Origin of the sequence: Brevibacillus sp. Leaf182 (assembly GCF_001423865.2) — a bacterium.
Lineage (GTDB): Bacteria > Bacillota > Bacilli > Brevibacillales > Brevibacillaceae > Brevibacillus > Brevibacillus brevis_C.
The window spans coordinates 460,809-483,864 of sequence record NZ_LMPN02000037.1; the positions used below are offsets into that span (position 1 = coordinate 460,809).

Genomic DNA, 23,056 nt, shown 5'->3' on the forward strand with positions numbered 1-23,056 from the left:
AAGCATACAAAATCAAGATATCCACCTGTAAAATGGGCCTTGTCAAACGTGTCAACAAATAGAAAAAGCCGCCGGAGATTTCTCTCCAAGCGACGATAAGTCTTCCCTATGGATTTGGACTTAACAACTGTCGCAGTTCCAGCTCCAGTGTAGGGGCATCAACCATGCCGATTATCTTCTTTCGTACGATCCCATCTGCGTCAATCAAGTAAGTAGTTGGGAATGCCATCACCTTGTAACGGTTTGACACGGTTCCAGCTACGTCCATCGGTATTGGAAATGTCAGCTTGTAGTTGGTGACGAAGGCTATAGCTGCTTCCGGGCTATCATTGCTCGTGACGTTCACGCCATACAAATCAACCTGTCCGCCGTATTTTTCGTAGACTTTCTGTAAATCAGGTGCCTCCAGCTTGCATGGTCCACACCAGGAAGCCCAAAAGTTCAAGACTAATGGTTTCGTCCTTTTTCCTTCTACCTTGTACGTCTGCTGGTCCAATCCTGTCAGTGTAAAATGAGGAGCTGCAAAGCCAACTTCCGGTTTTTGAACCTCTGCTACGATTGCGGCTGTTTCTTGAGGCTTTTCCCAAACAGCAAGTCCGACCCCCACTAATACGAGTACCGCGAGCAACAGCTTTTTCATTTTGTCACCTCTGCCCTACTGAGTTAGAATCCCGTAAAGCCTCCGTACATTTGAATGAGAACGCGTGTAATATCCGTCAGTTTATCTGTATACAGAAGGATACCGAACAAAATCATAATGGCTCCTCCGATTTTCATAAACAGGTCGGAATACTTCACAATCGCGTTCACTTTACTGATGAAGAACGTCATGACAAAAAATGGAATGGCGAAACCGAGTGTATACGCCAATGTGTAAGCCAAGGCGCTTGATGGATTGGAAACGCCCATGACGATAATGCCAGAAAGAATCGGTCCCACACAAGGTGTCCATCCTGCTGCATACGTCATTCCCACCAGTATGGACCCAGTATACCCCAATGGTCTCGATTTTAAATCGATTTTAAAAGAACGCATCATCCAATCCATTTTAAACACGCCAAGCATAACCAAACCAATGACAGCAAGCAAAATACCGCCCAGTTGACGAATTAAGTCCTGTTGGTCGGTGAACAAGCTTCCGATCCAAGATGTAGACAGCCCGAGCGCAATGAAAATGATCGAAAACCCGACAATGAAGAAAAAGGTATGCAAGAACGCTTGCTTGCGAAAAACCGCTCTCCCTTTCTTCACTTCATCTACCGTAACCCCAGTTATGTAAGACAAAAAGGACGGGTAAAGCGGCAGGCAGCAAGGGGAAATAAACGAGAGAAAACCTGCTGCAAAAGCCAAAAACACAGTAATATCGCCAGTCATATGTACCTCCGGTGGGTATTTTATCCACTATCTTCTCATTGTATCGAATCTTTTCCCCCTTCAAAAGTAGCAATGACACTTTGTCTTAAATCCGTGACAATTTACTTTACATAATATTCATTATGTCTTAAAACTCACCCCAAAATATTACAATTGGATGAATAAATCTGATCCACGTTAGAAAATAAATCAGATTTGTGACAAATGTGATTACCTTCAGGTGCGATATTGCTATAGGTTTCAAACTGCACAGGATAACGAATACTTCCATTGTACACAAAAAAGAGGCGGATGCACTCCGCCCCTTCTTCGATACTCTTTTTTTACTGAATCGTGACTTTACCGCCATCTTGAAGCAGTGTTTGCCCTTTTACCACGATCTTATCGCCGGCAGACAAGCCTGTCAAAATTTCGATCTGATCACTGGAGGATTTGCCTGTAGTGACCTCGACTTGTTTTGCAATGTCACCTTCCAGCTTGAATACATACTGCTTACCATCCCGATCAAAGACCGCACCGCGCGTTACAACGATCGATTTTGCTCCACTTTCCCCAACCGTTGGGAAGGTTACATTTACAACCATGTCAGACTTCAGCTCATTGGATGGGTTTGGAATCGTAATCTCTACTGGATATGCCTTGAGTTGGGTATCCATCACTGGACTCATCGCCGTTACTTTGGCATCAATCGTTTTTCCTGTCGATTGTACGTTTACTTTTACGGTTGTTCCTACTTTTATTTTTGTGATATCTGCTTCTGACAGATTCGCTTTTACCAGTAGTGGGTTCGTGTTCACAACAACCACAACCGGCTGCTGACCTGCCATTTGACCAACTGCGCCGTTTACGCTGGAAATATATCCGTTGATCGGAGACGTCACAGTCGCATTTGCTAATTGCTCACGCGCGTTTTGCAAGCTTACTTGCGCTTGCTGTACAGAAGCTTCGGAAACTTGCACACTCGTTTTTTGCCCAGCAGATTGCAATGCCTGCTGCGCGTTATCGTAAGAGGTCTGTGCCGTTGTCAGTTGGGAGTTTGCCTGTTCCATCTGCTGAGCGGAAATTGCTCCTTGTGAAAAGAGCTGTTGCATCCGCTGCTGGTTTACTTTTGCATCCTGGAGGGCGGTTTCTGCCTGCTTCAGGCTATTTTTCGCTTGAACCAAGCCTTGATCAGAGCTGCTGCCCGCTTGGTTTAAGCTCGCTTTTGATACGTTGTAGGCTGCTTCTGCTTGTTTAACACCGTTTACCAGATCTTTTTCATCGAGCTTGAACAAGACTTGACCTTTTGTCACGTATTGGCCCAGTTTCACTGGCAGGGAAGAAATTTTCCCACCCACTTTCGGGGAGACTTGCACTTCCTCACTCGGCGCCAGCTTTGCCGTGAGACCAGAATCTGATACCACTGTGCCCGTTGCAACAGTTTCCACCTGTACAGGGGTTGCCGCTTCCACCGTTTCCGTAGGCGGCGTTTCCGCTTGCGGGCTGGAGCACCCTGCCACTAGCGAGATGGCTAGCAATGCCAAAATGACGGGTTTTTTACTTAGTTTCATGTATGTCCCTCCTCTTCCCACAAACGTCTTACGATTCCAAAGCGGGATTAATTTTCTTTTGTTTCTTTGCTAATTTCTTTTCGAGTTTCAACTGGCGCTTCAAGCGTCTCTTTTTCCCTAGATCATCAAACCAAGAAGCAACGACAGGAACCAGAACCAGAGTAATCAGTGTAGAGAAACCGAGACCGAAAATAACCGTTACGGCCATTGGTGCATTCGTCTCAGAGCCGGCACCGCCAGAGAATGCGAGCGGTCCAATCGCCAGAATGGTGGTAAGTGTCGTCATCAAAATCGGACGAAGACGAATCGGGCCAGCATGCAGGATCGCATCATACAGCTCCATACCTTTTGCGCGCAATTGGTTCACATAGTCGATCAATACAATCGCGTTGTTCACGACCAGACCGATCAACAAAATGTACCCGATCAAAACCCCAACGCTGATCGTTGTGCCTGTCGCCAATAGTCCAAGCAGAACGCCTGTAACGGTCGGTGGCACGGAGAACATGATGATAAATGGAGTGTATAACGATTCAAACTGCGCTGCCATTACCATATAAAGCAACACGACTGATAGAACAATCGCTAGAGCAAGGCTACTGAATGATTCCATCATTTCTTCACTTTGCCCACCAAAATCTACTTTGTAGCCATCCGGGAGATTCAGCTTCGAGATTTTCTCTTGCACTTCCCTTGTTACAGAGCTCAGGTCACGCCCTGCCAAATCACTCGTTACTTGAACTTCACGGCTTGAGTTGGCACGGTTAATTGATACAGGCACATCTACCTTATTGATAGTCGCAACCGAGGTCAATGCGATCTGTGCCCCACCTGGAGCGGAAATTCGCATATTGTTCAAGAAGTTGATATCTTCCTGAAACTCTTTCGGCAGCTTGAGGTTGACGTCAATCTCATCATCACCCGTGCGATAGTACGTTACCGTTTGACCTTGGAAGGAAGTGCGAACACTGGAGAGAATTTGTCCGGTCGTCAATCCGTACAAGCTCGCTTTCTCCGCATCGATCTTCACTTCCAGCTCTTGTCTTGATTCTTCCAAGCTGGTTGTTACGTTACTCGTACCAGGTACCTTCTCAATTTCACCTTTAATAATACCACTAATGTCTTTCAATACGTCCAGATCATCCCCGCTAACTTTCAATTGAATTGGGGAACCTGTAGACATACCGGATGGTGCGCTTACCTTAATTTCAGGTCCAGCAATATGCTTCAGCTTTTCCTGGAGATCCATCACAACTTCATTGGAGGAACGTGTGCGCTGGTCGAGATCAACCAGCATCAGGCTGATCGTTCCCTGATTGGATGACAATGTGCTCGCTATCGGTGATGCATTGCTACCAACCGAAGTCGCTACAATTTTCTTCTCCGGAACCGTATTGACAATTTCTTCAACTTGTCTGGTTACTTTTTCTGTTTCAGCCAGAACGGTACCATTCGGCATTTTGATAGAGATGTTTACTTGACCTTGGTCCATGGCCGGGATAAACTCTGCCCCAATCAATGGAGTCAATGCAAGAGAGCCCACCATCATGACAACTGAAGAAATCATGACTGTTTTACGATGGCCCAATGACCATTTTAACAATCTTTGGTAGCCTTTTTCTACTTTGCTAAATCCAATGTTGAACCAAGTAACCGGATTGATTCCACGATAGTTCTCATGATGCGTATGCGACGGAATTTTGTTCAAAATTCTCGAACTCAGCATCGGCACGAGCAAAATCGAGAATACAAGCGCCGCAATATGTGAGTAAACAACCGTCAATGCAAGAGGTCCAAACAACTCAGAAGCAATACCTTCTGTGAGGGCAATCGGCAAGAATACGCAAATTTGCGCCAAAGCCGAAGCCATAACTGCCGTACCTACTTCCTTGGAACCATCCAAGGCGGCTTCCATCATGCCTTTTCCCTGTTCTCGATGACGGAAAACATTCTCGAGCATAACAACTGCAAAGTCAATCAACGATCCCAATCCCAGTGTCAAACCGGAGAGGGAAATCAGGTTGATCGTCTGTCCAGTCATGTACATCAGCAAGAACGTAGCAACGATCGATACGGGAAGAACGATGACCGCAATTACCATGGATCGCAAGCTGCCCAAGAAGAAGAACAGCAAGATCATACCGATACCGCCACCCAACAGGGCATGTTCAGCGGTGGTGTAAACGGAATCCTTAATGTAGACGGATGTATCCAGCGTCGTAATGATTTCTACGCCTTCTGGCAGCTCACTTTTGATTTTCTCCAGCTCAGCTTTTACATCATCTGCTACCTCAATCGTGTTTCCGCCAGAAGCTTTTGTCACTTTAATACCCAAGCTAGGTGTTCCATTTACGTAACTCATTTGCGTTATATCTTGATGCGTGTCTTTTACTTCGGCAATATCACTGAGCCTGATGGAGTTTCCTCCGACAGAGATTGGTGTCAGCGCGATTTGTTCGATATCGGCAAACTCACCTTGTACACGGATGTTGAGCTTAGCGTCACCCTCGCGTACCGCTCCACCGGAACCTGACAAGTTGCTGCTCTGTAAAGCTTGCTGAACTTGATCAAGTGACAGTCCATACGCCGCTAGTTTGGCTGGGTCGACTGTTACATCGATGATACGGCTTTGTCCGCCACTGATGGAAGCAGATGCGACCCCATCAATACGCTCCAGGCGTGATTGGATCATATTCTCTGCCATCTTTTTCAATTTGTTGATATCTTGCTCACCCGTCACCGCAAATTCAATGATCGGTGTACTGTTCGGGTCAATGCGCAGTACGCGGGGCGCTCTGGCTGAGTCGGGCAAAGAGCCACGAACCTGATCTACCTTCTCCCGCATGTCGAGAGTCGCCTGATCAAGGTCTGTCCCCCAGTTAAACATGAGGATAACCTGTGAAGCTCCTTCCATCGATACCGATTGTATACTATCTAAATCGGATACCGTTGCAAGTGCGTCCTCAATCGGTTTCGTTACTAGTTTTTCTACCTCACTCGGAGATCCGCCGTCAACGGATGTAACCACGACAGCAACCGGGAAGTTAAGATCCGGCATGAGATCAATCGACAAGCGAGGCAGTGAAACGAAACCAAAAATCATCATGGCCAGAGTCAACATAATCATGGTGACCGGGCGTTTAATCGATAGTTCAGAAAGATTCAATCCACTCACCTCTTCTTTATATATCTGCTAATTTTTTGTGAGTAATAGTTCGTATAACGAAATGAATAAGGTGAACCTCGAGTCAACATTTCGATTAACGAAATATCAAGGGATGAAACCATTTTTAGACGGTTTGTGAATTTCCCCATTTCACATCTCGCTGTTGGTATACACGCTCTGTCAGTGACACCCACACAACTCGTCGATCTGATTGGTCTCGGAACCTGCGTACCAGGTTTTCCTGCTCCAACCGGTTAATGAGACCGGAAGTTGTGCTGTATGAAAGACCGACAGTCTTACTTATGTCCCCCATTGTTTTTGGCCCGTTTCCAAGCTGCTCCAGAATCAAGACCTGTTGCCAAGTTACATCGCTTGTATCCAGCTCTTGCTCAGAAATCGTGGTAAACAAAACACTGGCTTCTTGCAGGAGTTTTGCCAACTGAATCAGTTCTTTCATGAGAACCTCCCTTGCCATCCTTACTTAACCACTTCAACCCATAACTAAACGTTTATTTCCCAAAAATAATTCTACTGAAATGTATATGTAGTGAAGTCTACCCAGGGGTAGATTTCTGACAGGGATTTATCTATCTGGAGATAGACGACAACGCATGCTAGAATGAAGTTAAGTGATTATCCGGCAGAGAAAGAAGGACTTCTCATTGTTGAAGATAATGATGAAAGCCATACAAAAACGATTATTAATCATGTGGTTTTCCATCTTAATTGTATTAGCTTTGCTTCCTGATTCCTTTAAACGGGAAACTCCGTTGCAATTTTCCCTTACCATTGTACTATTTATTTGTTACCTTGTGGTATTTTGGACTTCCAAGAAAAAATGGAAGCCTTTCCAATTCGAATTCGTGACAGTCGTGCTTGGAATTGTCTCGATACTAAAGTCCCTCATTTTGGGTGGAGAGGGCTTCGGCTTGATGCTCCCACTCGCTGTTTTTATCGGTTTTCACATTCATGGACGCCGTGCGTTGGCTTATGCTACTTTTTTCGGTACGTGCAGTACGCTTTTTTTATATTTTGAAGAAAACCTGAAATTCACGCACATCATCTCTTATATTCTTACGTATGTGGGTTGCTATATCGGCGCACGTGGCTATCGGATTCAAACAGAAGCATACGAAACCAACCAACAGCACCTTGAGCAGCTACAAAAAGCACATTCAGAATTACAAGAGGCGCACTTACAACTTCAAGAAGCAGCACTTCATTCCCTTCAAGTAGCCGTTCTGGAGGAACGAACGAGAATTGCCCGTGATATTCACGATGCATTGGGCCATAGTTTGACTTCACTCATTGTCCAGCTACATGCCTTGAAGTATATGTTGCAGGATGGACCTGACAACGCACAAGAAGCCGTCCGCAACATGCTCGGAGTTGCCAAGCAAAGTCTGGAGGATATTCGCACGTCTGTCCATACATTGGCCCTGGATAAAACCTCCTTGGGACTTACGCCTCTGCGGGCTCTCTTGTCGCAGGCTCAAAAGCATACAGGAATTAAAATGGAGCTAATATGCTCCGATCTGGACATTCCGCTCTCTCAAGAAATGACGATAACGTTTTATCGAATTTTGCAAGAAGCGATCACCAATTCCCTACGTCATTCTGACGCGAAAGAAATCCTCGTCATCATTGAACAAAAGAAGGACATCCTGTTGTTGTCCATTCGAGACGATGGAAGCATCACGAGCGACCAAAAAATCAAACCTGGCTTTGGCCTAACTGGCATATCTGAACGAATTCAACTATTGAACGGAACGCTCGCCTATCGCATTCGAGAGCCTCACGGATTCCAACTCGATTTCAGCTTTCCGATTCGCCAGTCTGAACCAGAAAGGAGCATGCGAACATGACCGGTAAACAAAAAGAAGGAGCCATTCGCGTGGTCCTAGTAGATGACCAAACGATGATTCGCCAAGGTTTGGGTTATGTCATTCAAATGCAATCTGATATGGAAGTAATTGGGGAAGCCTCCGATGGCGTCGAAGCTGTTGAACTGATTGGCACCCTTGCACCCGATGTCGTTTTGATGGATGTTCAGATGCCCAACAAGTCTGGCATTGAGGCCACGAGAGAAATTATGCAACAGCACCCCCGTACGAAGGTCCTGATTCTTACGACCTTTGACAATCACAATTATGTGGTGGACGGGATTCGTGCTGGAGCCGTCGGCTATATGCTAAAGGATGCCGACTCTCAGGAAATGCTTGATCTAATTCGCAGAGCCCACCAGGGAGAAGCCCTCTTCCACACCGTGACAGCTGCAAAAGCGCTTGCCGAAGCACTGCAAGGTCAAAGTGAGACACCTAATTCAACTACCTCCGCTCAATCAGTCTTGTTAGATGATTTGACGGATCGAGAATTGGATGTGCTTCAACAGATCGCAGATGGCTATCGAAATGATCAGATTGCGCAAAACTTATTTATATCAGAAGGCACTGTAAAAACACATGTGCATCGGATTCTGCAAAAAATGGGTGTCGAGGATCGTACCCAGGCAGTGGCAAAAGCTCTACGGCACAAAATCGTGAAATAAATCAGACTGTTTTAGGCAGGAGGATTAAGTGGAATCAAGTTTCCGTCCTCCTGCTTTATGCTGATGGAAAACCCTTGCACCAACTGTGCGCTGGACATCGCTTCAAATACGGCAGCAGCAGCCTTCTTCGTATCGATTACGCGGCAAATCACCGCTAACGTCCTCTCGCTGTCTTCCCCGCCGTCGCTATGGCCATTCCCTGTCTTTCCCAAGCATTCGTCCAACAGCTGTTCGATCAAATAACGCATCTCAATCTCTGACTCACACAACTGGGGAAAGTGAACGATCATCGGATGGAAATCGTTCGTTTTCATGACCTGGTATCCTTGTTCTTTCATCTCTTCTGTCCAGCTCTGTAAAACTTCGTCTGGCCTTCCCTCGATCTGCTCCGCTACTACAGCAAAATGCTCGCCAACTTCCCCTACATTTCCATAATGAATAGTATAAAGGTGCTCCGTTTCCTCATACCAAACCTCCCAGTAGCTCCACCTCGTTTCGTTTTTTTTCAGCATCCGAATCACCGTTGTTCAACTCCGTTCAAATTGTAACCGTTTTGTAAATTATTCCACTGATCGACAGGTCTTGACAACAACTTGCAAAAAGATTGATTCGAAAGACTTGCAACTTTTTCGAAAATAGGACTATTCGCTCATTCAAACGTAAAAAAAGACGGATATTGATCCGCCTACAGTCACAATCTTTTTATATTTTTTAGGAAATGGAAAGGGGTAAACGAATCTCAAAACGGGCTCCTTTCAGTTTCGGAGAGTTTTCCGCATAGAGTTCGCCGCCGTGGTCCGCGATGATGCGTTGTGTCGTAGACAAACCTAATCCCGTTCCCTCTTGTTTGGTCGTATAAAAAGGAACGAATAAATTTTGCAGGCAAGAATCTGACAGACCAGGTCCGTTGTCTTCCACAACAATGATTACTTGATTGAGAGATGAATACACTTTCACTTGAACGAGGTTGCCTTGGGTCAACAATGCTTCAAGCGCATTTTTCAAGATGTTCAAAATGGCTTGCTTGATTCGCGAACGATGACCAAACACATGCCACTCACCTTGTGCAATGTCCAGCTCTAGCTTGATTCCTCTTCGATTCGCTTCTGGCTCCAGTAAACGAATGACTCCATGTAACTCGTCCATCACTAAGAAACGTTCCGATACGATTTTATCATCCCTGTACCGGGCCAAAACAAGGACATCGTTCAATAGCCCATCAATGCGTTCAATTTCCGTTAAGATGACAGAAAAATAAGATTCACTACGATTTGCTTCCCCTTGCTCTCGCAACAACTGAATGAAGCCCTTGATGGCTGTTAGTGGATTCCGAATCTCATGCGCCATCCCAGCAGCCAGTTGCCCAACTGCTGCCAGCGCTTCACGCTTGTTCAATTCTTCTTCGTACTTTTTGCTTTCCGTAACATTACGAAGAACGGCTATCGCTCCCCACATCTCTCCATCGTAATAAATGGGGCTCGTGCTCACTGTCGTCCATTTGCCTCTGTATTCCGCAACATAATGGCCGGACTGCCCGCGTTCAATTACCCACTGGACAAAACGCTCGCTAATATGAGGACGAAGCGCATGATCAATGTTTTGGCCAATGAGTTGATTCCGATCTACGCCATATAAATGACAGACAGCGTAATTCGCTTCAATAACTCTTAACTGGCGGTCGACCATCAAGACGGCAATATCACTGGATTGCAAGACTAATTGAACAAGCTCCTGTTCAGCGAGCATTGTAACATCTTCTCCTTTGGCCGAACTTGTAGGAGAAGTTGGAGTTTTCTCAACCGGAAATTGATGCGAATTTTTGTTGAAGACATCGTCCATTTGATGCAAAATATAGTCCATCGATTGATAGAGACGAATCTGTCCTTGCAAAAGCTCTACCCGGTCTATTTCCGTCGTAGCAAGAGAATTTGTATTGTTATTCATTTCTTCAATAATAACGTCTCGACACTTGCGCAAAAATTGCTGTAAAAACGTTAGATTCATTCCAACTAACGAAAATCTATACGCAATTTCGCTCAATTCTCGCTCGAATGTATACGTGTCGATTACTTTTACTACTTCAATCCATTTCGTGATTTGCTGAACAAACAAAGCCTCTGTATTTTCGCGGTCTTCTAGAAGCAAAGCAGAGTAATGATGATCTGAAAGAAAGGAAAACGTCTTGGCCACCGCCGCAGGGACCAAATGAGTAAGATACTTACTTATTCGATTTTTCAAAACACTCTGGCTCCTTTTCTCCGTGCTTCATTGAGGCTATTTTTCCAAGTATGTATAGGCTCTATTATGGACGTAAATGAGACAAGATGTAAAGCGGCATGATGATATCCTGGTGCAGAGAATGACACCATCCAATCAGGTTCTCTACTTATCCTTACAGACAAACAATCTCGGCTAGCATCCTATTATCGCGCGTTATCTATTGCCTTTTCCGGACATCTTCACCCCCTCGATCATGTTTGACTGAAAACGCTTACCCAACATTTTCTATCATATCACGATCGAGCATAAAAAGGAAAAGTATGTTTATTATTCAATCATCCAAAAAGCATTTGCCCCCCTAGAGACAAATGCTTTTGCTTTATGAATGGGATTTGACAGCGTAATTGCGCAAATCCGATTTTACCGGGGTATTTGGGTTGGTTCCTGTATGCGCGCGCTTGAATGCTTCGCTTTCAGTCCAATTCTTAAATGATTCCTCATCTGTCCATTTCGTAAAAACGATGTATTCGTCACCTTCCGTTGGTGCCAGGAAAAGGAACTCCAAAAACCCCGGAACCTCCTTCATCCGTTCTCCCCCATTACCAAATGCGCGTTCCAAATGGGATTGGTAGTCTGCTGGTACAGTCAGTCTGTTCATGGAAACATACATGATGGTCACACATCCTTTTCATTGGGTTCATCTACCAACTCCCATTATACTACTACTTTGGTGAAAAACCTAAAAACCGCAAACGCTATTCGCGCCTGCGGTTAATTTGTTGCTCGAGCATGATATCCATCAAGAGTGTATCCTGCAACGGATCTTTCGGGTCTACCGTCAACAGGGCAGCAACAGCGGCCATCGCACATCGAACGGATTGGTAGGAATAAAAGGCATCCCGCTCCGATTCGCTGAACAAAGATATATCCGATCGCTCTTGGGTCGGGTATGGGAAGTCAGTCTCGACACCAGCACGATCCAGTACAATGAGTGCTTGTTTAATCGCAATCAATGCGGCGCTGACGCTAATGCCGTATTCTTGGCGTAAATCCTCCCATACCTGAAAAGCTGATTTTTCTACCCTTTCCTGATTGGGGCGCGTAATAATTCCTGTTTTACGTCCTTCTTTCAATAACCAATCCACAAAAATATCATTGCGTGGCGGAAAAGCGTATACTTGCAGCCTCATTTCCAATTCTGTCGGGTGATCCTTGGCAAAACGCGCGTGAGCCAAAGACATTTCGTAACGCCTGGACGGATGCCCAGGAACTGTGACAAATACTGTATCTTGTCGAACAGCTGCGATTTGCAGCTTGGTTCGTGCGGGTATCCTGCCTTGAGGTGCCTTTTCCCTGCGAATATTCCCAGGAATCAATTCTACTCCGAATTGATGGTACTCCAGTGGTGAATCTATCCAAGGGATGGGCTCCCTCGACTGTATTTCGTATAGCCCATTAAACGTCACCCATTCGCCCGGGCGGCGCTGGCTGCGAACCAAAACAGCATGAACTTCCTTTTCTGGTGGCAATTCTGTATCTTGATCCACCGGTGTGGGATGCATTCGCTTGTGTTCGATAAGAATGCAGTCGGTCATGAACAATCTCTCGAGCAATTCCCGTTTGCTCACCCATTCATATCCGATACGGTAAATCCGATTTTTCATCGGCTTCACCTCCTTTTGATCGCCAAAATTGCATCATCCTGGTTTGTTTCTATTACCCTACCATATGTAATCGCCGCTTTGTCCGTGCTAACGAGATCGTACAATCCGCTGTAGCGCTTGGGCTGCTTCTTCTGGTGATTCGACATGGCTGATCGCACTGATAATCGCGACCCCATCGGCCCCGGCAGCAAGTACTTCAGAAGCATTTTCCAGTGTAATGCCACCAATTCCGACGATAGGCAAGTCATTACCGACTGCCTGACGGATCTCCTCTAGCCCCACTGGTCCGATAGGCTCGCCAGCATCTGCCTTAGAACGGGTAGCGAACATCGCTCCTACGCCAATACAATCAACGCCGCCGCTTTGGGCAGCGAGTGCCTCTTCGACCGTACCAGCCGAAACACCGATGTACATCTCAGAGCCAACTTTGGCTCGTACTTCCGACAACGCCATGTCATCTTGCCCGACATGGACGCCGTCTGCCTGCAAGCGAATCGCCAGATCCACATCGTCATTCACAAAAAATAATGTATCATGTTCACGACATAGCTGTTGCAGCTGTCTGCCCAACTCATATTGTTCCCGAGCAGTCAGCTTGCTTCCTTTATCACGTAGCTGAAGCGTGCCCACTCCTCCGCGCAATGCTGCTTCCACGATTTGCACGGTCTTTTCACTGGAATAGCCGCAATCCTGCGTACCAATGACAAAGTATACACCCATCTTTTCCCGAAGTCTTTGTATATCTCGCATGCTTTATTTCCCCTCCCAACGATCCAATGCCTCACGATAAGCGCTGGCTGCTGACTTGGCATCAATTGCATCGGTGATCCCCGATAAGACAGCGATGCCCGCACACCCTGCTTCCAAAACTTGCACCGTCCGATCCGGTGTGATTCCGCCGAGTCCGATAATCGGCACGTGCCATTTTGCCGTCATTTGCGCGAGTTCGATTGTTCCTCTTGGCGCAAGACCTGGCTTCGAACCACTCGCAAAAATATGCCCGTAGAGCAAATAATCGACTTTTGCTGCAATAGCTTGCTGTGCTTCCTCCACGGAATGGACGGAACGCCCTATTTTTTGACCAGTCTTCAGCACCATTCTCGCTTCCGCAGGAGACAGACTATGGTATGCCAGATGAGCACCGGAACAACCCGCTGCCGCAGCCACGTCCACCCGATCATTCACGATCAAGGACGAAAGGGGTATGACATTCGCCAATGCCTTTACCCAATCCATGCATTCCTTTGCAGTACGCTGTTTTTCCCGAATATGTAAAAAGTTCATACCACCTGCATAAGCAGCTTCTGCCATTCGCAATACCTCATTAAGCGAATGCCGACCGCTCGTAATCACATGCAGCTCACGAATGCTTGACATCAGGTTGGACACCGCCTCCAGCGAGTGCTGTCACACATTCCTGCAGCCATTGAATCGTTCGGTCTTCTTTGTCCGTCGGCGACTGAGCCAACAGCTCAATCACGAGCCGACGCAAGAAAAATGCTTGTTGCACGGTAAGTGGAAAGGTAATATTTTTCGGCTTCGTTTCTTGTTTCTCCAACGTTTCCACACCCGCCAACAAAATATCACCGATGGACTCCACGAGTTCGTGAACCTGTTCATTTTGCTTCAATTCGTCATAGCAGCCATCATATAGTCTGCACAAAAGTAAAAACGCCTGTGACGACAAGGTCACCGGCTGTACATTCTGCATCGGTTCCGTCATACGTTTCCCTCCACTCACTAGAAAAAAACAAAATCTATTATATCACATAATAACCTGTATCCATGTAGAAAACCGCTGATTGCTCAGCGGTCTTTTGCAGTTCCTTCATTTCGATCATTATGGTTCGATTGTCGCAAATTTGTGTTGCGATCATTTTCATCCAGCGTTTTGCCACGGTTTTTTCCGAGGTCTTTGCTGTTGTTGTTCTTTCCCAATTGCTTCACCTCCTACGTCGTTCATAGGATAGCGTAACCAATTCGGGACACTTTATTAGCTGGTTGCAAGTAGTATATTGCGTTTGTAGATCGCATAACCGATGGCGAACGGTACACGCCACCCGAGCAAAAATGCCAACGTAATAAAGTAAGTCACACCTGCAAAAATAAGCGTAATCGGTACACCTGTCCACCAGGAGCGGATCAGTAAGCCAATGGGTGCGGCTACTGTCCAAGTAATCAGTGCCGATAATAATTGTCGGCCCGCAGATTCATACGTTCGCTGTCCATAGCTCTTGAATAGCAGAATCGCGATGATCCATCCTACCAGGAATGGGGCTAATGTTTCGATCATTCCCATGACCGTGACAGGGTAGTTATGAATGATTTTTCCGTAATAAACAAAAAGCACAAAGGCGATCAGATCCCCGAGCAGCAATAGATAGCCCGGTGTCGACAAACGCAGTCTCATGTATACCCTCTTTTCCGGGTCTTGTCAGAGTAAACCCTCTTGGTTCACCCCTATTGTACACATGCTCTGAACACCCTTCAATCAATCCAGGCCTTTATTCACCAAACAGCAACAATTGCAGCTTTTGCTTGGCTTCTGGCCATTCACGGTCGAGTATGCTGAAGTATACCGAGTCGCGAATGTATCCATCTGGCATCACCATGTGATTGCGCAGGACACCTTCCCGGATCCCGCCGATTCGAGCAATGGCACGTTGCGAATCCACATTGCGCGAATCTGTCTTGAGTTGTACGCGAATACATCCTAATTGTTCGAAGCAGTGGCGCAAGAGAAGCCATTTACACTCTGTATTGACGCCCGTTTTCCAGACGGATGGGGTCAGCCATGTAAAACCGATTTCCAATCCGCGATCCTTTTTCGCGATCCCTAAAAATCTCGTGCTCCCGATAATCTGCTCATCTGCTCTGCGAATGATGACGAATGGCAATTCTGTTTGGGCTTGTTCATTTTTCAAAGCCTGCAAGATAAAAGCCTGAGCATCTTCTCTCGTTCGAATGGTAACGGACATATGCGGCCAAATCTCTTCGTATGCGCCTGCTTCCCAGATTCCATCCACATGGGCCATTGTGAGCGGCTCCAACCGGACCAGCTTGCCTTCCAAGATCACAGGTTGAATGTTTAACATGTCTGTCTCTCCTCTACTGTTCTGCCGCATCTATCAGGCAGAACAGCTTCCCGAAATTTTTCCTATGATACGGGCTCGCGAGGACACTGTCAAGACAACTAATCGGATGTTACGCTTCTTCACTGATAATGACTTGCTTCCCTCTGCGCTTTAAGAAGATAGGGATTAGCAACCAGAGAAGCGCACAAACCAGAAAAGCAGCGGAAAGAGGCTTTGTCAAGAAGATCGAGAAGTCGCCATTCGAGGTGGTCAACGCCCTTCTCATGTTATTTTCAATCATTGGTCCCAACACAAGGCCGAGGACGAGCGGTGCCAGCGGAAAATCGTTTTTCGTCAGGTAATAGCCAGATACCCCACAAATCACGAGCAAAATCAAGTCAAACGTACTGATTTGCACAGCGTACACACCGAAAACGGAAATCGCGATAATGAGGGGAATCAGGAAATGGGACGGTGTTTCAATAATTTTAGCAAACACTTTCACTAAGGGCATATTCAAAACCAGCAGCATCACATTCCCGATAAACATACTCGCAATTAAACCCCAAGCAATTTGCGGATGATCAGCGAATAAGAGTGGTCCCGGTTGTACGTTATACATCAATAATGCACCCATTAAAATCGCAGTCGTTCCAGACCCCGGAATCCCCAACGTCAACAGTGGAATCATCGCACCGCCAGAAGCAGCATTGTTTGCAGACTCCGGCGCTGCTACACCTGCGATCGCTCCTTTTCCAAAGCGGCTAGGATCTTTGCTCAGCTTTTTCTCAAAAATATACGAGAAGAAGGATGCGAGAGTAGCGCCAGCACCAGGCAAAACACCAATGAAAAACCCGAGCAACGAACCGCGTGTAATCGGTCCGGCACTTTCTTTTAAGTCTTGCTTGGTAGGGAGTACTCGCCCCACTTTAATAATTTCTTTGGTCGATTGGTCGTCTTCCAGGATTGTCTTGAATACTTCTCCAAGGGCAAACAAACCAACTGCTATCGTGAGGAACTCCAAGCCTTGATACAAATCGGGAATATCGTAGGTAAACCGCGCCACACCCGAAACGGTATCCATCCCAATTGTCGCAAGCAAGAGTCCCATGACTGTCATAATGAGGGCTTTGGTCATCGACTTCCCCCCCAGTCCACTGACCGCACACAAGCCGAGAAGCATGAGGGAGAAATATTCAGCAGGGCCGAATTTCAAAGCGAGATCGGATAATGGATCAGCCAAAAACACAAGAGCAATCAACGCCACGAGCCCCGCGACAAAAGAACCGATCGCTGCAATCGACAACGCTGCGCCAGCACGTCCCTGTTTGGCCATCTGATAGCCGTCCAATGTCGTAACGACAGAAGAGGATTCACCCGGCGTATTTAACAAAATGGATGTTGTGGAACCACCGTACATTGCGCCATAGTAAACGCCTGCCAGCAAAATCAGTGCGCTAGCCGCCGCACTTTCAGGAGGTAAGCCAGAAGTCAAGGAAGCCGTAACGGGCATCAATAAAGCGACTCCGCTCATTGGACCGATGCCGGGAAGGACCCCTACCGCAGTACCGATCAGGACGCCAATAAAGGCAAAGACAAGATTATGCCACTGTAAGGCAACGAGAAAACCATCCGCCAAAAATTGCAATGCACTCATGCTAACCTATCCCCTCCCTAGACGCCTAGCCAGGCAGGTAGTCCTGGAAGCGTACCTTTTAGCAAATGCACATAGATGACATACACTCCTACTGAAAACAGTAAGGAAACGATTCCTGATTTAAGAACGCTTTTACTTCCCATCATGGTGAAGGCGTACAAAAGGAAAGCGAAGCTCGAGATGACATAACCGAGTTTCTCCAGCAACAATACATACAGGACTGTTGCTGCCAAAATGAATAAAAATCGCTTGTATCGCAATGGAGACTGTGACTCGGATGAGGACGTAGCCACGCCTTTCTTGTAGGTCTCCCACAACAATCGCAAGCTCAACAAGATCAGGATGACGCCAAGTCCAAATGGAAACATATTCGGCCCGACCTGACTTCCGTAGGCACTTGAGGAAATATTTTGACTTTCGGCGATAAAGAGTGCACCTACTAGTGCAAAAAACAGGCTGCCGATACGATCAAACATCAGGTTCATGTATACCTCCTAAGGTGTGGAAAAAGGAGGGGATGCCCCTCCTCTCCCTACTTCGACATACCAAGTGATGTCAACAGTTCTTTGACTTGCTTATCTTGTTCGTCCAGGAATGCGGAGAAAGCAGCAGCGTCCTTGTACTCGCTTTCCCAACCGTTTGCTGCCAATTCTTTTGTCCATGTCTCATGCGTAGAAAGTTCTTTCAGCTTTGCATCCCAGTAAGCTTTTGCATCTGCTGGCATATCAGTTGGACCGAAGACACCGCGCCAAATGGTGAATGTCGCGTCAACGCCTTGTTCTTTTAACGTCGGGATATCTTTCAAATCGCCGCCGAGACGTTCATCAGAAGTTACGCCCAGTACACGGATTTTACCTGCTTTCAGATATTCACCCACGCTGGAAGCATCCGTTGCGATGATATCTGCATTGCCGCCCAACAACGCTGCCATTGCTTCTCCGCCACCATCATAAGAAACGTATTTTACGCTTTTCGGATCAATTCCGTATTTAGCTGCTGGCAGTACGCCGATCAGATGGTCCATTGATCCGGGAGCAGAACCTCCTGCCAGTGTAATTTTGCTTGGATCAGCCTTGATTGCGTCCAGCACGCTCTTGATGTCCTTATGAGGTGAATCCGCTTTCACAACGAGGGTGCCGAAATCTTTCGTCATCTGCGCCAATGGTGTGACATCTTTGTAGCCAAATGGGCTGTTCCCCTCTTTTTTGTTATTGTTAATCAAGATAGGTGGAGAGCTCACGAATAATTTATAAGGATTGCCTTTGTCTTTGCTTACATACTCTGCCAAGAACACGGTTCCCCCACCACCCGGCTTGTTTTCGACCGTGATGGTTTCTGTCACCAGCTTGCTTTCCGCCAGCACCTTTGCTACCGAGCGAGCTGTCTTATCCCAGCCCCCGCCTGCACCGGATGGAGCTACATACACGATCGGCTTTTCTGGGTATTTGGATGCCTCTGCTGCAGGCTGTGGCGCTTGGGCTGGTTGCGTTCCTGGACTTGCTGTTCCTGTATTTCCAGTACCTCCACCACAAGCAGCCAATGCTAGTGTAAGAAAAGTGGACACTGTGATTAGCACTTTTTTTCTTTTCATCAAACAAATATCCCCCTTAACCCGCTTTTTTGTAAGCGCTATCACGCTTGAACATAATGTACCACCGCAGAAGCTAGGGGAATAGTTTTCGTGCATAAGGTCTATTTTGAAAATTAATCACTTTTTGTTCATATTGTTCATGGAACATTATGGGAGATAGCGATATTTTCTTTCCGGTCTGCCCACTGTTCCATAAATCAAGTCAGCCCGCGCCTTTTTTTCCAGGACCAAGTATTCTAAATAGCGTCTCGCCGTTGTTCGACTAGTTCCAATCTCGCGGCCAATTTCCTCTGCCGAAACCCCCTTGTCTCCCGTCTGTCTGATCGCCTCGATCACTTTTTCCAAAGTTAAAAAATCAATTCCCTTTGGTGCAAGTACATCTCGATTTTTGGGGGCGACCAGCCTTCTGGTCAGCATTTGGTCAATGACTTCCTGGTCCACCTCGACAGCTTCCCTCGTTCGAATGACATGCTCGCGATAGCTTTCTAACCGTTCACGAAAACGCTCGAAAACCAGCGGCTTGACGATGTAATCAAATACGCCGCCGCGTAGCGCTTCCTGTACCATTTCCATTTCCTTGGCTGCGGTGATCATGATCACGTCTACTTCGCGGTAGTGTTGCCGAATAAACCAGACCAGCTCTGTTCCCAGCATGTCTGGCAAGTACACGTCCAACAAAACGAGCTGAGGGCGCGTATAAGACAGCAATTCTTTGGCATCCGTTCCATTCGTTGCTGTAGCAATTACTTCAAAACCTTCAATCTTGCTGACAAACCGCTTGTTGATATCGATGATCCGCATATCGTCCTCTACGATGAGAACCTCCAGCTTTCTCAAGACGCCACCTCCATTCTTTTGCGTAGGGATACTGTGAAAAGTGCACCTCCTAGCTCGCTTTTGCCAACGAGAATATAGCCGTCCAATTCGTTAATAATTCCATGAGCCTTAGCCAGACCAATTCCACGATCTTCGCCTTTTTTCGTTGAAAAGCCGTGCTCGAATATTTTTTCTCGCAGCTCTTCCACAACTCCCGATCCCGAGTCCTCGATTTCGAACATAATCTCATCGCCTGTGTCAGACAAATAACACTCCACTCGCTTGTTCTCGACGCTTGGCTCATTGACAGCTTCGAATGCATTTTGGATCAATGTCCCTAATAAAACCACGATCTGCTGTCGGTTGATCGTCGGTGGGAGCTCTTTCAAGTGACTGTCGTGATGGATGACGAACTGAATTTTCAGCTCCTTGGCTCGATTGTGCATGCCTAACAGCAAAGCCCCTATTAACGGATCGGGAATTTGCTTCGCCAAAAACAAAATCATCTCTTGCTGTGCGGACGTTTCACTCGTGATTAGCTCGACTGCTTCCTGAATCGAGCCAAGCTGTAACAAACCAGAAATGGTATACAACAAATTGTGAAATTCATGTGTTTGGGCGCGTAGTACATCCGCATACCGCCTCGCTTGGGACAATTCCGAAGCGAGCTGGTCAATTTCCGATTTGGGGCGAAAGCTGCTGACTACGCCTACGACCTTCCCTCCGAACTTGATCGGAAGTCGGTTCACAATGATTTCTTTTCCGCTCATGATGGACTCGCGATCTAATTGATGCTCGCCTGATTCCAGAACTTCTGGCATACGACTGTCTGGTAGCACTTCCACTATTTCTTTGCGATGAAACTCTTCTTCTGGTAAGTTCAGAATACGAATGGCTGCCTTGTTCATCATCGTGATGCGATTATTGCGGTCAATCGCCACGATTCCCTCACGGACTGACTCCAGTACAGCATTTCTTTCTACGTATAAGGATGCGATCTCCTCCGGCTCCAATCCCAAAATTAAGCGCTTTAAATAGCGACTGAGTGCAATGGCACCGGCAACACCACACAGCAAGGCGAGAAGAGTCAGGATCAGTATGCGGTCTTGATAGAGGTCAATAGCCTCCTCGATATCTTCCACCAGGAATCCAACGGATACGATTCCCATGATGTCCCCTTTTTCATTTTTGATCGGCACCTTTCCACGCAAGGATGGTCCCATGCTGCCGACCGCCTTCGATATGTAAGATTGACCATGTGCGAGTCCCGGCTCGTTATCTCCTCCCACCATTTCCTTTCCAATCCGATCCGGAATCGGATGCGCATACCGAATTCCCTCATGGTTTCCCACAACCACAAACTCTGCTCCGGTTTGAACACGGACGTTTTCAGCGATGGGTTGAATGAGTGCAGGAGGGTAATCGCTTGAAAAAGCGCTACGCAGCTCAGGATCGCTGGCAACAATCTTCGCCACACTCAATGCTTTTTTGCCCACTTGCTCTTCGATCGAAGACGCAACAATGGAAGAAGACACCGCTCCAACTGACGAAACAATCAGAATAATGATAATAGTAATCAATAAGATCATTCTGGTTTGCAAAGATAATCGGATTTTTCTTGTCGTCACAGCTCGCTCACCCCTTGCTTCATCTTACCATCCCAATTAGGTAAAAAGGTAGAATCATTCCCATTGTCAATGGCGAAGCTTGTCGTTTCAGGTTGTCATTTTGCGACGAAAAATCAGGTATTAGGCCTTCTTTCCCCCAATATAATGTTACAACTTGTGTTCAAGACAAACTGGGGCGCTTGTCCGAATACGAGACATCTTGAAAAGCAAAGGAGGGAAAGAAGTGAAGACGCAAACGGTATCAAATGGAATTGTTACCCTGACGAAGGAAGGCGAAGAGGCTATCAAGAACAGTCCGCTTTATAATGAAGGGCTTCGGCCGACGAGAACAGCAGAGCACACCTGGACTTCCTACAACTTCGCCAGCTTGTGGATCGGTATGTCGATCTGTTTGCCGACGTATGCAATGGCGGCAGGGTTAATTTCCTTGGGTATGAACTGGTGGCAGGCCATTTTGACGATCATTCTCGGTAACTGTATTGTCCTTATTCCCATTCTTCTCAACTCTCATGCCGGGACGAAATTTGGCATTCCGTATCCAGTTTTTGCGCGCCTCTGGTTCGGCTCCAAAGGAGCACACATTCCCGCTGTCGCACGCGGTCTGATTGGTGCAGGCTGGTTTGGCATCAACTGTTGGTTCGGAGGTGCTGCCATCGATACACTCCTCATGTCGATGACAGGCTGGGCGAATGTTCCCGGACATCTCTGGATATCCTTCTTTGGCTTTTGGCTATTAAACGTATGGGTCGCTTATCGCGGTCCCGAAGCGATCAAAAAAATGGAGGCTTGGGCTGCTCCCGTCCTGATCATCATGAGTTTGGCGCTCCTCGTCTGGGCGCTTACCAAAGCAGGCGGATGGGGCCCGATGCTCTCGGCACCTTCGAAATTCACGTCCACTGCCGATTTCCTGAAGGTTTTCTTCCCCGCATTGACGGGAGCCATTGCTTTTTGGGCCACAATGGCTCTCAATATTCCGGATTTCTGTCGGTATGCCAAAAGTCAAAAAGCCCAAGTCATTGGACAATCCTCTTCGCTACCGACCACGATGGGTTTCTTCTCGTTCATCGGAGTAGCTGTCGCTTCTGCTACCGTCGTCATTTACGGAGAAGCGTTGTGGGACCCTGCTGCCGTGTTGGCTAAATTCTCGCCTTTCGCCATTTTCCTCGGAACAATTGGAATTATTCTTGCCACATTGACAACCAACGTAGCGGCCAATATCGTTGCCCCGGCCCGGGCAGTGGAGAATCTGGCCCCTCGCCGTCTCTCGTATGAAACAGGCGCCATCATCGCCGGGGTCGTGTCGCTCTTAATGCAGCCTTGGTACATTTTGGAGAACTTCGGCAACTACATCTTTTTATGGCTCGGAACGTACGGAGCCTTGTTAGGCCCGATTGACGGAATAGCCATTGCCGACTATTGGCTCGTACGCAAACGGCGCATCCATTTAACCGAGTTGTACAAAACAAACGGGATCTACAACTACAAAACGGGCTTTAATGGCAGAGCCATTTGGGCGATGCTAATCGGAATTGCGATTCCTTTTATAAGTAAATACATTCCGGGCTTAACCATTATTTGGGACAATGCCTGGACTGTCGGACTACTAATTTCACTTGTTCTTTACACGTGGATGATGAAAAGCGATGCTTCAATCTTGAGTGCCAACGATTACGAAAAGATCACAGCAAACAACAAACAAACGATTGCTTCCTGATAGCAAGCTACCAAAAAAGACTGGCTGCCCGATTGGGTTTGCCAGTCTTTCATT

Annotated in this window: 23 protein-coding genes; 3 read left to right on the forward strand and 20 right to left on the reverse strand. The window is 46.9% G+C overall.

The features are described 5' to 3' along the window. Positions 1–106: 106 nt before the first annotated feature. The 5 genes from ASG16_RS29125 to ASG16_RS29145 form a co-directional block, all read right to left on the reverse strand. Positions 107–640 carry a TlpA family protein disulfide reductase gene (locus ASG16_RS29125; protein ID WP_056487987.1) on the reverse strand — a complete coding sequence of 178 codons (534 nt, stop codon included), beginning with the start codon at positions 638–640 and terminating at the stop codon, positions 107–109. Between the two features lie 23 nt (positions 641–663). Next, positions 664–1,374, reverse strand: coding sequence for a cytochrome c biogenesis CcdA family protein (locus ASG16_RS29130; RefSeq protein ID WP_048033259.1), 711 nt, complete (start codon positions 1,372–1,374; stop codon positions 664–666). A 323-nt stretch (positions 1,375–1,697) separates the two neighbouring features. Further along, positions 1,698–2,924, reverse strand: coding sequence for an efflux RND transporter periplasmic adaptor subunit (locus tag ASG16_RS29135; RefSeq protein WP_056487990.1), 1,227 nt, complete (start codon positions 2,922–2,924; stop codon positions 1,698–1,700). 28 nt (positions 2,925–2,952) lie between these two features. Further along, on the reverse strand, positions 2,953–6,090 hold the full coding sequence (locus ASG16_RS29140; protein ID WP_048033261.1) for an efflux RND transporter permease subunit: 3,138 nt from the start codon (positions 6,088–6,090) through the stop codon (positions 2,953–2,955). A 124-nt stretch (positions 6,091–6,214) separates the two neighbouring features. Further along, positions 6,215–6,547, reverse strand: coding sequence for a MarR family winged helix-turn-helix transcriptional regulator (locus tag ASG16_RS29145; RefSeq protein ID WP_007727206.1), 333 nt, complete (start codon positions 6,545–6,547; stop codon positions 6,215–6,217). 172 nt (positions 6,548–6,719) lie between these two features. Between ASG16_RS29145 and ASG16_RS29150 the strand changes: the two genes are divergently transcribed. Further along, on the forward strand, positions 6,720–7,955 hold the full coding sequence (locus ASG16_RS29150) for a sensor histidine kinase (RefSeq protein WP_056487993.1): 1,236 nt from the start codon (positions 6,720–6,722) through the stop codon (positions 7,953–7,955). After that, a complete protein-coding gene (locus ASG16_RS29155; RefSeq protein WP_056487994.1) occupies positions 7,952–8,638 on the forward strand; it encodes a response regulator in 687 nt (228 codons plus the stop codon). The genes ASG16_RS29150 and ASG16_RS29155 overlap by 4 nt, the downstream gene beginning before the upstream one ends. An 11-nt stretch (positions 8,639–8,649) precedes the next feature. On the opposite strand, the gene ASG16_RS29160 is transcribed toward ASG16_RS29155, so the two are convergent. From ASG16_RS29160 to ASG16_RS29225, 15 genes are all read right to left on the reverse strand, one after another. Next, positions 8,650–9,159 carry a hypothetical protein gene (locus ASG16_RS29160; RefSeq protein ID WP_048033264.1) on the reverse strand — a complete coding sequence of 170 codons (510 nt, stop codon included), beginning with the start codon at positions 9,157–9,159 and terminating at the stop codon, positions 8,650–8,652. Between the two features lie 190 nt (positions 9,160–9,349). Continuing rightward, complete coding sequence (locus ASG16_RS29165) at positions 9,350–10,876, reverse strand: two-component system sensor histidine kinase NtrB (RefSeq protein ID WP_056487997.1); 1,527 nt, start codon at positions 10,874–10,876, stop codon at positions 9,350–9,352. Positions 10,877–11,237: 361 nt separating this feature from the next. Further along, a complete protein-coding gene (locus ASG16_RS29170) occupies positions 11,238–11,528 on the reverse strand; it encodes an antibiotic biosynthesis monooxygenase family protein (RefSeq protein ID WP_056488000.1) in 291 nt (96 codons plus the stop codon). Positions 11,529–11,613: 85 nt separating this feature from the next. Beyond that, positions 11,614–12,522 carry a hypothetical protein gene (locus tag ASG16_RS29175; RefSeq protein WP_048033266.1) on the reverse strand — a complete coding sequence of 303 codons (909 nt, stop codon included), beginning with the start codon at positions 12,520–12,522 and terminating at the stop codon, positions 11,614–11,616. An 87-nt stretch (positions 12,523–12,609) separates the two neighbouring features. Continuing rightward, complete coding sequence (gene thiE, locus ASG16_RS29180) at positions 12,610–13,272, reverse strand: thiamine phosphate synthase (RefSeq protein WP_056488003.1); 663 nt, start codon at positions 13,270–13,272, stop codon at positions 12,610–12,612. Between the two features lie 3 nt (positions 13,273–13,275). Further along, a complete protein-coding gene (locus ASG16_RS29185; RefSeq protein ID WP_056488007.1) occupies positions 13,276–13,899 on the reverse strand; it encodes a thiamine phosphate synthase in 624 nt (207 codons plus the stop codon). After that, positions 13,883–14,245: a hypothetical protein gene (locus tag ASG16_RS29190; RefSeq protein WP_056488010.1), complete on the reverse strand. Its 363-nt coding sequence runs from the start codon at positions 14,243–14,245 to the stop codon at positions 13,883–13,885. Before ASG16_RS29190 ends, ASG16_RS29185 begins: the two co-directional genes overlap by 17 nt. Positions 14,246–14,328: 83 nt before the next feature. Continuing rightward, entirely contained in the window at positions 14,329–14,460 is a 132-nt protein-coding gene (locus ASG16_RS31580; RefSeq protein WP_255413062.1) for a hypothetical protein, read from the reverse strand. Between the two features lie 55 nt (positions 14,461–14,515). Beyond that, entirely contained in the window at positions 14,516–14,932 is a 417-nt protein-coding gene (locus ASG16_RS29195) for a DUF3054 domain-containing protein (RefSeq protein ID WP_056488013.1), read from the reverse strand. A 94-nt stretch (positions 14,933–15,026) separates the two neighbouring features. Then, positions 15,027–15,617 carry a GNAT family N-acetyltransferase gene (locus ASG16_RS29200; protein WP_056488016.1) on the reverse strand — a complete coding sequence of 197 codons (591 nt, stop codon included), beginning with the start codon at positions 15,615–15,617 and terminating at the stop codon, positions 15,027–15,029. Positions 15,618–15,726: 109 nt separating this feature from the next. Next, positions 15,727–17,253, reverse strand: coding sequence for a tripartite tricarboxylate transporter permease (locus tag ASG16_RS29205; RefSeq protein WP_056488018.1), 1,527 nt, complete (start codon positions 17,251–17,253; stop codon positions 15,727–15,729). Positions 17,254–17,270: 17 nt separating this feature from the next. After that, positions 17,271–17,738, reverse strand: coding sequence for a tripartite tricarboxylate transporter TctB family protein (locus tag ASG16_RS29210; RefSeq protein WP_056488021.1), 468 nt, complete (start codon positions 17,736–17,738; stop codon positions 17,271–17,273). Positions 17,739–17,785: 47 nt separating this feature from the next. Next, on the reverse strand, positions 17,786–18,844 hold the full coding sequence (locus tag ASG16_RS29215; protein ID WP_056488024.1) for a tripartite tricarboxylate transporter substrate binding protein: 1,059 nt from the start codon (positions 18,842–18,844) through the stop codon (positions 17,786–17,788). Positions 18,845–18,991: 147 nt separating this feature from the next. Next, on the reverse strand, positions 18,992–19,645 hold the full coding sequence (locus tag ASG16_RS29220; RefSeq protein WP_241970865.1) for a response regulator: 654 nt from the start codon (positions 19,643–19,645) through the stop codon (positions 18,992–18,994). Between the two features lie 32 nt (positions 19,646–19,677). Further along, entirely contained in the window at positions 19,678–21,288 is a 1,611-nt protein-coding gene (locus tag ASG16_RS29225; protein WP_056488030.1) for an ATP-binding protein, read from the reverse strand. Positions 21,289–21,511: 223 nt separating this feature from the next. On the opposite strand from ASG16_RS29225, the gene ASG16_RS29230 reads away from it, so the two are divergent. Next, positions 21,512–23,002, forward strand: coding sequence for an NCS1 family nucleobase:cation symporter-1 (locus ASG16_RS29230; RefSeq protein WP_048033277.1), 1,491 nt, complete (start codon positions 21,512–21,514; stop codon positions 23,000–23,002). Positions 23,003–23,056 lie beyond the last annotated feature (54 nt).